Below are 12875 nucleotides of genomic sequence, written 5' to 3'. Positions count from 1 at the left end.
CGCGCCGCAACCACATCAGTAGAAGCGCTGCTGTGAGAAGGCGTAGCGCGGATTGACGCCGCAATAGGCCGACGTGCCGGAGGCCGAAGCCTGACATTGCTGATAGGTCGCGAACTGGCAGTTGCCGGGATAGCCCCAGATGCGGCCCTGCAGGCAATAGCGATCGTTTGCAGAATGCGCCTGGGCCGCCGGGGATGCTACGGCGAGCAGCGCGGCGAACGAGGCGAGGGCGAGGATGGTGCGACGCATTTCAATCTCCTTCGAGGACTGTAAATGAGGAACACCAGCTCATTCTGCGTGTTCCGGGACGTGTCCGACACATTGTCGTGCTTGTCTTGGTGTCCGCAGTGGGCGGCGCGTTCAACATGGGCGTATGATGCGGCAAGCTGCGGCGAGCAATGTGATCTCGGCCACAGTTTGCCGCCGGCGTCCGGCCTATGTTGAGCGGACGTTTTACGAGCGGATCTGGACGCGTTGGTCCCCGCGGGCCACGCTTTGCTCATTCGGGTCAGGTCATTTTTTGGAGGTTCTGATGCAAAGATCATATTTGCTGGCTGCAACAGCCGCGCTGGCGCTTCTTGCGCATTCATCGCTCGCGCTGGCGCAGAGCACACCGGCCGCCGGCGGGACCGCGGCGCCTGCGGCGACAAATACTGCGCCGGCCGCGACGACGACGCCCGCCGCAACCACTGACACCAGCCAGTCGTCCGACTCCAAGAAGAGCGCGTCGAAGAAGCCGGCGAAGAAGAAGATGACGCGGCAGCAGGAGATCGATCACTCGGTCGACAGCGGCACCGTGCCCGCGCGCTACCGCAGCTCGGTGCCGAAGCAGTACCAGCAATATATTCCGTTCGAGAAGCAGTGATCGCTTGGCGGCGCGACGAGGCGTCGCGCCGCCGCCACCTGCACCGCCGCGCCTGCGACACATCCCTTGTGGCGGTCTGCCGAAGCGGTGCTAAGGTAAGCTCGGGCCGAAGGGAGTGCCGGGGGACGGAATGAGCGACGACGTGAAGGATGCTGGCCTCGTGGCCATGATCAGCAGCATCCTCGGAGGCAACAAGCGCGCAGACATCGTTGCTCCGCCGCCGCTCGCTGAGGTTCCGCCGACCGTGCCGACGAGCGGATCCGAGCCGGCCGAGGCGGCGCCGCCCGCTGCGGCCCCGGTCAAGGACGAGGCTGAGCCCGATACCGCGCCGCCCCCCGCCAAGCCGGCCGAACCGCCCGCGAGAATCGCCACGACGCCGGATGGCAGGCAATTGCTGCCCGCGGAGGCGATTGCCGATCTCGTGCTCGGCGAGCTCCGCAAGATGGAGGATTTTCCCGCGACCGGCGCCTCGGTGACGGTCTACGGCTACCGGCACTGGAACGCGATGATCACCTTCGCGCCGTTCTCGACCTCGTTCCAGAACGCGACCCGGTTCCGCCAGGCCATGCCGGATCTCGTCTTCAAGCTCCGTCGTTTCGTCGCACTTGAGATATAGTGGGGGTCATCGGCGGCGCACGGCGCGCCCCCGGACCGTTCGACAGGATACTTGAATTGAGCGTCGCCTTTACCAAGGAAGACAGTGCGGAGACCGCGTCCGAGACGCTGCTGCCGGATCGCCCGATCTCGCCCCATCCGAACCTCGTGACCGAAGCCGGCCTGCAGGCCCTGCAGACGCAGCTGCAACAGGCGCGCGAGGCCTATGAGGCCGCGCAGGCCATCGACGACGTCAACGAGAAGCGCCGGCAGTCGGCGGTCCCCTTGCGCGACGTCCGCTATCTGACCGAACGGCTGCGCACGGCGCAGGTCGTTGCCAAGCCGGACTCGACCGATGTGGTCGCCTTCGGCAGCACGGTGACCTTTAGCCGCGCCGACGGCCGCGTGCAGACCTATCGCATCGTCGGCGAGGACGAAGCCGACCCCAAGGCGGGCTCGATCTCCTTCGTCGCGCCGGTGGCGCGGTCGCTGATGGGCAAGGCGGCCGGCGACGTCGTCGGCTCGGGCGCGCAGGAGATCGAGATTGTGTCGATTGCGTAAGATGGCCTTCGCCGTGTCAGCGAAACGAAGCCCGATGGCCGCATGAAACGTTTTCTGTCGGGAGCGTTGCCGTTCTACGCGCTGGCGGCACTTGCCATGTGCATGTACCTCGTCCTGTACAGGACGAGCCTGTTCGATCTGAACACCATCGTCCAGGATGCGACCGGTTCGGCGTGGTTTCCGGCCTTCATGTTCGTCTGCGTGCTGCTGGAGTCGATCTTCCCGTATTTCGGCTACTTTCCCGGAACCGCTCTGATCCTGATGTCGGTAGCGCTCACGCCGAAATCCGCGGATGTCTCGGTTTTCATCATGGCGTGGCTGGCCATCATCGTCGGCGCCGTTCTCAGTTACGGCCAGGCGCGTTTCTTCAGGCCGTTCCTGCAGCGGGTCGCTTCAAAGGCGGCGCTGAGCCGATGCGAGTCCCTGTTCGACGCCTACGGTCCATACGCGCGCATTGCCCTGTTCGTTCATCCCAACGCCTGCGCGATGTATTTTACCGCACTCGGCCTGCTCGGCCGCAGATTGACGGCGGAGCTCGCCTATCTCTGCGTGGGGGCCGCGGCCGCGGTGAGCATCCTCTTCGTCATCGTGACCAGGCTGGTGTCGTCCGTCGGCCCTACCGATGACGGGCAATTGCAGGTGCTGCTCGCGGCAGCCCTCGTCGCCATCGGCACCCTCGTCGGTCTCTACGCGGCCCTTCGGCCGGAGCGGGTGGCCTGAGGCGTTTCCGGCCCGCGTTGAAACGGGCAGTCGGCGGGAAATCAACTCACGATAGGTCTGGTCGGACGGACCCGGGAGTGGAATAATTCCCTACGCATTCTTGATCATATTTTGACGTCGGCCCCGAACCGGCCCGGCGACCCGGATATTTCATGATGGCCGCGCTTCCTCAGGACGTGGTGGCGGATTTGCAGCAGGAGAACGCGCGGCTCCAGGCCGAATTGCGCGCCGCACAAGATCGCGAGAGCGCCACTGCCGATATTCTCAAGATCATCGCCAGTTCGCCATCGGAGGTGACGCCCGTCTTCGATGCCATTGCGCGGCAGGCCAATGCCTTGCTCGGCGGCTTCTCGACGACCGTATTCCGCTTCATCGACGGCACGGCCCATTTGGCGGCATTCACGCCGACGAATTCCGCCGCCGACGCGACCTTGAAGAACATGTTTCCGAGGCCGATTGCCCAGTTTGAGAGCTTCGGGGAAGTCCAGGCGGGTAAGGTGGTACCGACCCCCGACACGGAAGCGCTGACGAATGAAATCAAATTCGTCGCTCGCGCCCGCGGCTTTCGCAGCATGTTGTTCGTTCCGCTCACCGCCGGCGGCGTCGTGATCGGCATGATCAGCGTGACGCGTGCCGAGCCCGGGACCTTCGCTCCGCATCATGTGCAGCTCCTGCAGACCTTCGCCGATCAGGCCGTCATCGCCATCGAGAATACGCGGCTGTTCAACGAGGTGCAGGCCCGTACTGACGACTTGCGGGAATCGCTGCAGCAGCAGACCGCGACCGCCGATGTGTTGAAGGTCATCAGCCGCTCCGCGTTCGATCTGCAAGCGGTGCTAGACACGCTGACGGAATCGGCGGCGGGGCTGTGCGGTGCCGACATGGCGGCCATCGTCCGGCAGGACGCCGACGGCGCCTACACTCATGCGACGCGATACAATTTCTCGCCCGAGTGGGCCGAGGTCTCGGCGGGCATTCGGCTCAGTGCCGGACGCGGCAGCGTCGTCGGGCGCGTCCTGCTGTGCGGCAAGGCCGTCCAGATCGAGGATGTCGTGCTCGATGCCGAATACGCCTATCCCGAGCAGCAGAGGGCCGGCGGCTATCGCACCCTCCTGGGCGTGCCCTTGCTCCGGTCCGGCGAATCGATCGGCGTGCTGTTCCTGGGCCGCAAGACCGTGAACTCGTTCACGGACAAGCAGATCGACCTGCTCTCCACTTTCGCCGATCAGGCCGTGATCGCGATCGAGAATGTCCGGCTGTTCGATGAGGTCCAGGCGAAGACGCGCGATCTCGCCGAATCGCTGCAGCAGCAGACCGCGACGGCCGACGTGCTGAAGGTGATCAGCCGCTCGACCTTCGACCTGCAAACCGTGCTCGACACGCTGGTCGATTCGGCGGCGCGGCTCTGCGAAGCGGAGATGGCGTTCATCATGCGCCGCGAGGGCAATGAATATCAGGCCGGAGCAGCGGTAGGATTCTCCGAGGAATACATCGCGTTTCTGCGGGCTCATCCCATCACCCCTGGACGGAGCACGGTCACCGGCCGGGCCGTGCAGGAGCGCCGGCCAGTGCAGATCCTCGATGTTGCTGCCGACCCCGAATACGGCCTGCGCGAATCCACGACCATGGCCGGTCAGCGCACGGCGCTCGGTGTTCCCCTCCTGCGCGAGAACGAGCCGATCGGCGCGATCGTGATCGCTCGCAGACGTGTGCAGCCGTTCACGGACAAGCAGATCGAGCTCGTCACCACGTTTGCGGACCAGGCCGTGATCGCCATCGAGAATGTACGGCTCCTGGAGCAATTGCAGACCAGGACGCGGGATCTGTCCGAGGCGCTGATGTACCAGACCGGCAGCGCCGATATCCTGCGCGTCATCGCATCCTCGCCGACCGAGGTCGGTCCCGTGCTCAAGGCCATCGTGGAAAGCGCATGCGGGCTTTGCGAGGCCTATGATGCCTTGGTCATTCTGAGGGAAGGCAACGATCTCGTTACGAAGGCGCACCATGGACAGGTCCCCGTGGTGCGGAGCAGGCGTCCGATCACTGCGGAATCGCCCACCGGCCGGGCGATTCTCGATCGCCGCACAATTCACGTGCACGACCTGTTCGGGCCCGAAGGGGAGGAATTCCCGACGGGGCGTGAATATGCGATTCGCTCCAACGTTCGGACCGTTCTGAGCGTGCCGCTGTTGCGCGAAGGCGAGAGCCTGGGTGCGATCGTGCTGCGCCGTACCGAGGTACATCCCTTCGGCGAGAAGCAGATCAACCTGCTTCAGACCTTCGCGGATCAGGCCGTCATCGCCATCGGCAACGTGCGTCTGTTCGAGCAACTGAACGAGTCGCTGGAGCGGCAGACGGCAACGTCGGAGGTGCTGGAGATCATCAGCGCATCGGGCGCCTTGACCCCCGTCTTCCACAAGATGCTGGAGAATGCGACCCGCATTTGCGGCGCAGGCTTCGGCACCATGAATCTCTACGAGGACGGCGGCTTTCGCACGGTTGCGCTGCATAACGCGCCGCAAGCCTATGTCGATACCCGGCTCTACCAGAGCATTCGTCCGCACCCGTCGAGCGGGCTCGGCACCGTCGAGAAAACCCATCAGACGGTCCACATCGATGACATCAGGACCCAGCCGCCCTACGCCGACGGCAACCCGAATGTTCGCGCGCTTGCCGACCTTGCCGGCGCGAGGACCGTCGTCATCGTGCCGATGCTGAGGGAAGACGAACTGATCGGCACCATCACGATCTTCCGGCAGGAAGTTAAGCCCTTCACGGACAAGCAGATCGAGCTCGTATCCAATTTCGCGCACCAGGGCGTGATCGCGATCGAGAATGCACGCCTGCTCAACGAACTGCGCGAGCGCACCATGGAATTGTCGCAGTCGCTCGAGGAGCTTCGAAACGCGCAGGATCGTCTGGTCCAGACCGAGAAGCTTGCCTCGCTCGGGCAGCTGACCGCAGGCATTGCGCATGAAATCAAGAACCCGCTCAACTTCGTCAATAATTTCGCTGCGCTGTCCTCCGAGCTGATCGACGAGCTTCGCGACGGACTGGGCTCGGCCGCGCTCGGCGAGGCGGCAAGGCAGGACATCGACGCGCTGATCCACATGTTGCAGGGCAATCTGGACAAGATCGTGCAGCACGGAACGCGCGCCGATTCCATCGTCAAGAATATGCTTCTGCACTCCCGCGAGGGGGCCGGCGAGCGCCGCTCGGCCGATATCAACGCCATCGTCGAGGAAAGTCTCAACCTGGCCTATCACGGCGCGCGCGCCGAAAAAGCCGGCTTCGATATCACGCTTGAGAGGAATCTGGATCCGTCCGCGGGGGCGCTCGAGCTCTATCCGCAGGAGATCACGCGCGTCGTCCTCAATCTCGTGTCCAATGGATTCTACGCGGCGAGCAAGCAAAGGGACGCCGCCGGCGGCGGCTTCGAGCCGAGGCTGCGCGCGACGACGACGAATCTCGGCGGCTCCGTCGAAATCCGGATTCGCGACAATGGCGCCGGCATCCCCGCCGACGTGAGAGAGAAGATCTTCAATCCGTTCTTCACGACCAAGCCGGCGGGCGAAGGCACCGGCCTCGGCCTTTCGATCTGTCACGACATCATCGTGAAGCAGCACGGCGGCAGCATCGAGGTCGATACCGAGCCTGGCGATTATACCGAGTTCATCATTACGCTGCCGCGTACGCTGGCGGCACCATTGCGGACCGGAGGCAGGAGTTGAGCGTTTATATCTTGGTCGTCGACGACGAGCCGGACGTCGAGGCGCTGTTCCGCCAGCAGTTTCGGCGCGATCTGCGCGCCGGCCGCTTTCTCATGGAGTTTGCATCGTCCGCGCCCGCGGCCCTGGAGCGCGCAGTCGCGATGGAGGATGCCACCCTGATTCTGATCCTGTCGGACATCAACATGCCCGGCATGAGCGGGCTGGAGATGCTGCCCATCGTGCGCTCGGTCCGCCCCGATGTGCCTGTCATCATGATCACGGCCTATGGCGACGCCGAGACCCGGCGCAAGGCGCTGGCGAACGGGGCGACCGACCTGATGACCAAACCGATCGACTTCGCGGCACTGCGCCAGGAGATAGACACGAGGCTTGAGCAGGCCGTGTGACCACGCCATTCTCGTGGTCGATGACAGGCCGCAACGGGGACGCAAGGCGAAGTCGTCGCAGGGCACCCGACGCCAATGTTCACTGAAAACACCGGGAGATTGAAAATGAAGACGCTCTTGGTCCCGCTGCAGAACATTCCGATGATGACATCCACGCTCGATGCCGTCGTGGATCTCGCGCGACGCACCGGCGCCTATATCGAAGGCTTTCCACTTCGGTTCGGGATCCCGCCCTATATGGCCTCGGAATTGGCCACCGGCATCCTCATGGATTCCTACGAGGCGAAGAGCGAGGCCGAATTGAACGACATGCGCAACTTCTTCGAAGCCTACATGCTGAAGCACGACATTCCTCGGGCTGCTGCGCCTTCAGGTCGGCCGTGCTTCGGCTGGCTGGAGAACGCGCCCGAGGGCGAAGAGTTTGTCGGAAATTATGGGCGCGCTTTCGATCTGGTGGTGATGGCACGGTCCGACGTCGATGCTGCCGGCCCTCACCGTCGTGCGATTGAATCCGCGCTGTTCGAGAGCGGCAGGCCCGTCCTGCTGGCGCCGTTGACCGCACCGAGAAGCGTCGCGACGAACATCATGATCCACTGGAACGGCAGTACCGAGCAGGCGCGGGCAAACGCATTTGCGATGCCGCTGCTGCGCCTCGCGAAGAGGGTAACGGTTCTCACCGTGATCGGCGGCCAGGAAGTCCCGGGACCGTCTGCCGGGCGGATCATCCAGCAACTGCGCTACAACGACATTGCAGCCGAGGCGATCAGGGTTGAGCTGGGCGATCGCGACACCGGCGAAGCGGTCCTCGATGCCGCCAGGGCTGACGGCTGCGATCTCCTGGTCAAGGGCGCTTTCACCCGCACCCGGCTGCGGCAAATGATATTCGGCGGCGCGACCAGCCACATCATGGACCACGCGGATTTGCCGGTCCTGATGGCTCATTAGAGCCGCAAGCAGGCTCTCCCGATCATGCCATCATGCCCCTGTTTTGCCCGACGGAGCAAGAAAAGTTCGGAAAAGTCGTAAGTCATTGATCCGGCTGACACCGGCTACTGTGCATGGGGTTGTTTTCGACGTTTTGAGGGAGCGGAAGCAGGATGCCCCAGTCCGTCTACGCTCTTCGAGCTACGCCGGACATTGGGCGTGGCGGCGCCACGCGAAGCCTCTTGGCGAAGCGTGGTGGGCGCACAAGGGATCGAACCTTGGACCTCTCCCGTGTGAAGGGAACGCTCTCCCGCTGAGCTATGCGCCCGGGACCATCATGCAGGCGGCCGGACTTTCGGCCGGCCGACGCATTGGAGCCCGCGATTTAGAAGTGCGGGCTTGAGGTGTCAAGTTTCCAGGCGCCTTGAGGCCGGAAAACCTTGCCGGATCCTGTAATTCGCCTGGGAAGGCCGCCTTTTCGGCCCGCTTACGCGCCCTGCTGGCGGGCGCGGGAGGCGTGGGCCTGGAGCGCGCGGATGCGCTCGGCCAGCGTTCCACCGCCCTCGGGCATGGCCGGCGCGGCCGCGCCGTTGCTCGCGGCGTCGTTGGCCGGGCGGGGCGCCGGCTTCGGCGGCTGGCCGGCTTCGGCCGCGAGCAGCGCCTCGATCGGCGAGTTCGGGCCTTCGAGCTGCATCGCGAGCTTTGCCACTTCGGCGGCGATGTCGTTGATGCGCTCGCGCAAGAGCGCGTTCTCCATGCGCTCGGTCGCCCAGGAGCTTTCCGCCTGCTGCTGGATCGCGTTGATGTCGCGCTGCAGCTTGGCGCGCTCGTCGCGGGCGGTGCGGAGCTGATCCTCCAGCGCGGTCTTTTCCGCACGGATGGCTTCGAATGCAGCCGACGATTTGCCGCCGCTGAGGGCGGCGATCTCGACGCGCAGCTCCTTGACGGTGCGCTCGGAGGTCTCGCTCGCCTGGCGGAGCTGGTTGTTCTCGTAGTCGCGCTCGGCGAGCAGCTTGCCCTGCGTCGCTAGGCGCCCCTCGAGGTCGGCGACGCGGCCCGACAGCATCTCGGCCTCTTTCACCTGCACGAGCAGCTGGCGATCGAGCTCGGTGACGCGCTGGCTCAAATTCTCGACGCGGCCGCGCGCGTCGCCGAGCTCGCGCGAGGCGGTCTCGGATTCGGTGCGCTCATGGGCGAGGCGCGCCTGCGTGGCGGCGAACTCCTTCTCGGCGTCGCCGACGCGGTTCTTCAGTTCCTCGATCTGCGTGCGCACCGCGACCAGCTCGACCTGGCGGCTCTCCGCCATCAAGGAGCGGTCGGACAGCTCGGAGTTGATCTTGGCGAGCTCGTGCTGCTTGTCGGTCAGCGCGTTCTCGGCGGAGCGGAGGCTTTCGGTCTTGGCGGCGAACTCCTCCTCGGTGGCGCGGAGCTGTTCCTTCACCGCCTTCTCGCGTGCTTCCAGCGCGAAGATCGTGGCGTTCTTCTCGCCCAGCTCGATCTTCATGCGGTTGATGGCGTCGCTCTTCTTGCCGAGCTCGGCGAGCTGGCTCGTGGTCTTGTTCTTGAGCTGCTCGACGCTCATCTCGAGCCGGCGGGCCGACATGGCGAATTCGGCGCGGAGCTGGTCCTTGTCGGCCTGGATCTCGGCCATCGACAGCGGCGTTGCGGCCTCGAGCCGGCGCGTGGTCAGGCGCACCGCGCGATTGTGCACCAGCGGCACGATCGCGAGCCCGCACAGCATCGCAATCAGGAAACCGATCGCCAGGTACATGATCGGTTCGACCATGGGCCAGAACTCCGAAGCTTAAGGAAAAATTCACCAACGACAATGCATGCGGGGCCGGCAAAAAGCCAGCCCCGGCCTGTCGTTAACCTTGATCCGTCACAGGATGGGAAGGCGCCCTAGAACGGGTTCCAGGTCGCGCGCGGCGTATATTTGAGATAGCCGATATTGGCACCCAGCCGCAGGCCGAGCCCGGAGCGGATCGGCACCAGCACGATGTTGTTGGCGGTGAGCGCCGTCATGCCGAAGCCGCCGATGATATAGGCCGAGCCGTCGAGGCCGGCGAAGCGCTGGTAGATCGCGTTGGTGGCGGGCAGGTTGTAGACCAGCGTCATGGTGCGCGCGCCGTCGCCGCCCCAGTCGAAGCCGAGCGAGGGACCCTGCCAGTAGACGCGCAGGTCGCCGGCGTTCTTGGTGTAGAGCGTGCCTTCGCCGTAGCGCAGGCCGGCGACGAAGGCGCCGGAGCCTTCCTCGCCCAGGATGTAGCCGTTCGGCAGGCCCCATTGGCTGACCGCCTTCTCGATGATCGAGGCGAGGCCGCGCGAGACGTTGCCGAAGAAGCGGTGGCCGGCGGTCACGAGCTCGTCCGGCCCATAGGTGCTGGGCGTCGGGGTCCGCTGCGGCGGCGGCAGATTGGGCGGCGGCGGCTGCTGGGCCGAGGCCGGCACGATCCAGCCGACCATCGCGGCAAGCGCGAACGCAGCAAGGCGTGATGCGAAAGTCATAAAAGAACCCCTGGTATCGAAACCGGTCGCTTCCTTAACCTGACGCCAACAGGCACGGCTCTAGGTTGCGCCGGATGTCCCCTCGACTCGGATGTTATCCGCAGCAACTATGACGGCACAACGGCAGGAAGATAGCCCTTTGCGCCCCGGAATTGCCTTGATCGGCCGTCTGGCGTGCCTGCTGGCGGTTATTTGGATCGGCTGTCCGGTGCCGCCGGCCCAGGCCGCCACCACCGAGCGGATCGTCGTCAACCGCTTCTCGGGCGTCGCCATCGAGGGGTTCGACCCCGTCGGCTATTTCGTCGACGGCACCGCCGAGCAGGGCACGGCCGAGTTCGAGGCCAACCTCTGGGGGGCGGTCTGGCGCTTCCGGAACGAGGGCAACCGGGCCTCCTTCGTGGCTCATCCCGAGGTCTATGGCCCCCAGTTCGGCGGCTATGACCCCGCCGACATCGCCCGCGGCGTCACCGTCGCCGGCAACCCGCGCTTCTTCGCGATCGTGGCACAGCGGCTCTATCTGTTCAGCCGGGAAGCCAATCGCGACGCCTTCGCCGCCGATCCCGAGCGCTTCCTCTACGAGGTCGGCAAGCGCTGGCCGGCGCTGCAGCAGCAGCTCAGTCAGTAGCGGCCTACCGCCTGCGGGTCGCCCCAGGCAATGAAGTCCGGGATGATGAAACCCGTGTCCCGCCGCTGGCCGAAGCGGAGCTCGCCCCCCTTGCCGTCGGTCACCCGGCCGCCGGCCGCGGTCACGACCGCGCAGCCGGCACCGACGTCCCATTCCGAGGTCGGCCCGAACCGGGGATAGATGTCGGCGCTGCCCTCCGCGATCCGGCCGAATTTCACGGCGGAGCCGCAGGTCTTTCTCACCGCATTGGGCCTGTTGTCGATGAACGCCTCGCTCCTGGGATCGCCGTGCGAGCGGCTCACCGCCGCGATCCAGGGCTCGCCCTGTGCCGGCAGCTTGCGGGTGCGGATCGATTCGGCCGCGCCGATGGCGGCGCCGTTAAACCGCACGCGCTCGGCGCCGTGTCCGACGATGCCGCGCCAGAGCAGCCCGAGCGCGGGTGCGCTGACGATGCCGAGCAGGGGGACACCCTCCGTGATGAGGGCGAGATTGACGGTGAACTCGTCGCGTCCGGCGACGAATTCCTTGGTGCCGTCGAGCGGGTCGATCAGGAAGAAGCTGCCCTGGAACGGCGGTGCGGCGAGCTGGGTCCGCTCTTCCGACAGGGTCGGCACGTCGCTCGCGAGCTGCGCGAGACCCTCCGCGATGATCCGGTCGGCGGCAAGGTCCGCCTCGGTGACCGGCGAGCCGTCCTGCTTGCCGTCGACCCGCATCGCCGCGCGGTTGACGCCAAGGATCGCTTCGCCCGCCTTCACCACCAGCGCGGTGAGCGGCTCCATCAATCCCGATGCGGCCTCGGCCTCGATGATCCTCACCTGCATGCCTCATTCATCGGCAAATATCGCCCCTCTCGATTGATTCGCCCGCAGCTCTTATGGCCGCTTCGAGCCTATCGCAAGCTAGCTGCCACAGGCTGGCGAATGTTAGAACCCGCAGCATCCGTCAAGCATGCGTGATTCGCGGCGCCCGGTGCCGTGCAATTCCAGGAACCCTCCAGGACCCCATTATATGTCTGACGCCTCGTCGCCCGCGACCGCTACTGCACCCGATATGCTCGAACTCGCCGCGCTGCTGTGCTCGCGGGTCTGCCACGATCTCATCAGCCCCGTCGGCGCCATCGTCAACGGGCTCGAAGTGCTCGACGACGATCCCAAGCCGGAAGACCGCGAGTTCGCGCTCGACCTGATTCGCAAGAGCGCCAAGACCGCATCCGCCCGCCTCCAGTTCTGCCGTCTTGCCTTCGGCGCGGCCGGCTCCTCCGGCGCGCAGATCGATCTCGGCGACGCCCAGACCATGGCGAAGGGCCATATCGAGGACGGCAAGTGCTCGATCACGTGGAATCTGCCGCGGCTCCTGCTGCCGAAGAATCGCGTCAAGCTGCTGCTCAACATGCTGGTCGTGGCCCAGCATACGATCCCGCGCGGCGGCATGCTGACGATCGATCCGATCGGCGAGGGCGAGACCATGAGCTTCCGCATCACCGCGACCGGACATAATGCGCGCCTGCCGCAGAACATCTCCGAGCTCCTCAGCGGCGAACGCGGACCTGCCGCCGATGCGCATGCGATCCAGCCTTATTATACGCGGCTGCTCGCACAGGCCTGCGGACTCACGGTGACGCTCAAGCCCGAAGGCGAAGCCATCATCGTTACCGCTTCGTAAACGCGCGACGCGCGCACTCGGAAGTTAATCCAATCTTTACGAGGCGCTTCGGCTTGTCCGGAGCGCCTTATCTATTTGTTGGTTCCGTTCTTTTCCACATACTCAACCATTATTAAACGCTTTGCGGTGAAGCTGGCCCCATTCCGAAATGGCGCATCACGTCTCGTGCGCGCCCTCCCTGTATGAAGGCCTGTTTTCATGGATGATCTGTTGCGGGAGTTTTTGACGGAGACCAGCGAGAGCCTGGACACCGTCGACAATCAGCTGGTGAAGTTCGAGCAGGAGCCGAACAACGCCAA

General features: G+C 64.9%; 13 protein-coding genes and 1 tRNA gene. 9 read left to right on the top strand and 5 right to left on the bottom strand.

The features are described 5' to 3' along the window. Positions 1 to 15: 15 nt before the first annotated feature. The gene (locus JQ617_RS33150; RefSeq protein WP_063692508.1) at positions 16 to 249 is read right to left on the bottom strand and encodes a DUF3551 domain-containing protein; all 234 of its coding nucleotides are present in this window, start codon (positions 247 to 249) and stop codon (positions 16 to 18) included. A 283-nt stretch (positions 250 to 532) separates the two neighbouring features. Between JQ617_RS33150 and JQ617_RS33145 the strand changes: the two genes are divergently transcribed. The 7 genes from JQ617_RS33145 (at position 533) to JQ617_RS33115 (ending at position 7802) form a co-directional block, all read left to right on the top strand. Next, on the top strand, positions 533 to 865 hold the full coding sequence (locus JQ617_RS33145; protein WP_212030048.1) for a hypothetical protein: 333 nt from the start codon (positions 533 to 535) through the stop codon (positions 863 to 865). A 130-nt stretch (positions 866 to 995) separates the two neighbouring features. Continuing rightward, entirely contained in the window at positions 996 to 1481 is a 486-nt protein-coding gene (locus JQ617_RS33140) for a hypothetical protein (RefSeq protein ID WP_212030047.1), read from the top strand. 56 nt (positions 1482 to 1537) lie between these two features. Beyond that, complete coding sequence (gene greA / locus JQ617_RS33135; RefSeq protein ID WP_212030046.1) at positions 1538 to 2020, top strand: transcription elongation factor GreA; 483 nt, start codon at positions 1538 to 1540, stop codon at positions 2018 to 2020. Positions 2021 to 2062: 42 nt separating this feature from the next. Continuing rightward, the gene (locus JQ617_RS33130; RefSeq protein ID WP_212030045.1) at positions 2063 to 2740 is read left to right on the top strand and encodes a hypothetical protein; all 678 of its coding nucleotides are present in this window, start codon (positions 2063 to 2065) and stop codon (positions 2738 to 2740) included. Positions 2741 to 2895: 155 nt separating this feature from the next. Next, positions 2896 to 6471, top strand: coding sequence for a GAF domain-containing protein (locus tag JQ617_RS33125; RefSeq protein ID WP_502754910.1), 3576 nt, complete (start codon positions 2896 to 2898; stop codon positions 6469 to 6471). Further along, on the top strand, positions 6468 to 6857 hold the full coding sequence (locus JQ617_RS33120; RefSeq protein ID WP_145669144.1) for a response regulator: 390 nt from the start codon (positions 6468 to 6470) through the stop codon (positions 6855 to 6857). Before JQ617_RS33125 ends, JQ617_RS33120 begins: the two co-directional genes overlap by 4 nt. Positions 6858 to 6962: 105 nt before the next feature. Continuing rightward, complete coding sequence (locus JQ617_RS33115; protein WP_212030043.1) at positions 6963 to 7802, top strand: universal stress protein; 840 nt, start codon at positions 6963 to 6965, stop codon at positions 7800 to 7802. Positions 7803 to 8034: 232 nt separating this feature from the next. On the opposite strand, the gene JQ617_RS33110 is transcribed toward JQ617_RS33115, so the two are convergent. From JQ617_RS33110 to JQ617_RS33100, 3 genes are all read right to left on the bottom strand, one after another. Further along, positions 8035 to 8109, bottom strand: a tRNA-Val gene (locus JQ617_RS33110). A gap of 159 nt (positions 8110 to 8268) precedes the next feature. After that, on the bottom strand, positions 8269 to 9567 hold the full coding sequence (locus tag JQ617_RS33105) for a coiled-coil domain-containing protein (RefSeq protein WP_063692494.1): 1299 nt from the start codon (positions 9565 to 9567) through the stop codon (positions 8269 to 8271). Positions 9568 to 9683: 116 nt separating this feature from the next. Further along, the gene (locus tag JQ617_RS33100) at positions 9684 to 10289 is read right to left on the bottom strand and encodes a DUF1134 domain-containing protein (RefSeq protein ID WP_063692492.1); all 606 of its coding nucleotides are present in this window, start codon (positions 10287 to 10289) and stop codon (positions 9684 to 9686) included. Between the two features lie 139 nt (positions 10290 to 10428). Here JQ617_RS33100 and JQ617_RS33095 point away from each other — a divergent pair, with 139 nt between their 5' ends. Further along, complete coding sequence (locus tag JQ617_RS33095; RefSeq protein ID WP_212030042.1) at positions 10429 to 10914, top strand: YHS domain-containing (seleno)protein; 486 nt, start codon at positions 10429 to 10431, stop codon at positions 10912 to 10914. On the opposite strand, the gene JQ617_RS33090 is transcribed toward JQ617_RS33095, so the two are convergent. Then, positions 10908 to 11735, bottom strand: a complete 828-nt coding sequence (locus JQ617_RS33090; protein WP_212030041.1) for a 3'(2'),5'-bisphosphate nucleotidase CysQ family protein — start codon at positions 11733 to 11735, stop codon at positions 10908 to 10910. The two genes, JQ617_RS33095 and JQ617_RS33090, sit on opposite strands and share 7 nt — an antisense overlap. Positions 11736 to 11922: 187 nt before the next feature. On the opposite strand from JQ617_RS33090, the gene chpT reads away from it, so the two are divergent. Beyond that, complete coding sequence (gene chpT / locus JQ617_RS33085) at positions 11923 to 12576, top strand: histidine phosphotransferase ChpT (protein ID WP_063692487.1); 654 nt, start codon at positions 11923 to 11925, stop codon at positions 12574 to 12576. Positions 12577 to 12875: the final 299 nt, after the last annotated feature.

The sequence above is a fragment of the Bradyrhizobium sp. KB893862 SZCCT0404 genome, assembly GCF_018130885.1.
GTDB classification, from domain to species: domain Bacteria; phylum Pseudomonadota; class Alphaproteobacteria; order Rhizobiales; family Xanthobacteraceae; genus Bradyrhizobium; species Bradyrhizobium stylosanthis.
The sequence above is the reverse complement of the archived record's forward strand: the minus strand, read 5'-3'. Positions and strand labels throughout refer to the sequence as shown.

What these genes read in the sequence shown, in the direction of transcription:
- JQ617_RS33150 (WP_063692508.1), bottom strand. Translation starts at nt 249, where the DNA reads ATGCGTCGCACCATCCTCGCCCTCGCCTCGTTCGCCGCGCTGCTCGCC.
- JQ617_RS33145 (WP_212030048.1), top strand. Translation starts at nt 533, where the DNA reads ATGCAAAGATCATATTTGCTGGCTGCAACAGCCGCGCTGGCGCTTCTT.
- JQ617_RS33140 (WP_212030047.1), top strand. Translation starts at nt 996, where the DNA reads ATGAGCGACGACGTGAAGGATGCTGGCCTCGTGGCCATGATCAGCAGC.
- JQ617_RS33130 (WP_212030045.1), top strand. Translation starts at nt 2,063, where the DNA reads ATGAAACGTTTTCTGTCGGGAGCGTTGCCGTTCTACGCGCTGGCGGCA.
- JQ617_RS33125 (WP_502754910.1), top strand. Translation starts at nt 2,896, where the DNA reads ATGGCCGCGCTTCCTCAGGACGTGGTGGCGGATTTGCAGCAGGAGAAC.
- JQ617_RS33115 (WP_212030043.1), top strand. Translation starts at nt 6,963, where the DNA reads ATGAAGACGCTCTTGGTCCCGCTGCAGAACATTCCGATGATGACATCC.
- JQ617_RS33105 (WP_063692494.1), bottom strand. Translation starts at nt 9,567, where the DNA reads ATGGTCGAACCGATCATGTACCTGGCGATCGGTTTCCTGATTGCGATG.
- JQ617_RS33100 (WP_063692492.1), bottom strand. Translation starts at nt 10,289, where the DNA reads ATGACTTTCGCATCACGCCTTGCTGCGTTCGCGCTTGCCGCGATGGTC.
- JQ617_RS33090 (WP_212030041.1), bottom strand. Translation starts at nt 11,735, where the DNA reads ATGCAGGTGAGGATCATCGAGGCCGAGGCCGCATCGGGATTGATGGAG.
- chpT (WP_063692487.1), top strand. Translation starts at nt 11,923, where the DNA reads ATGTCTGACGCCTCGTCGCCCGCGACCGCTACTGCACCCGATATGCTC.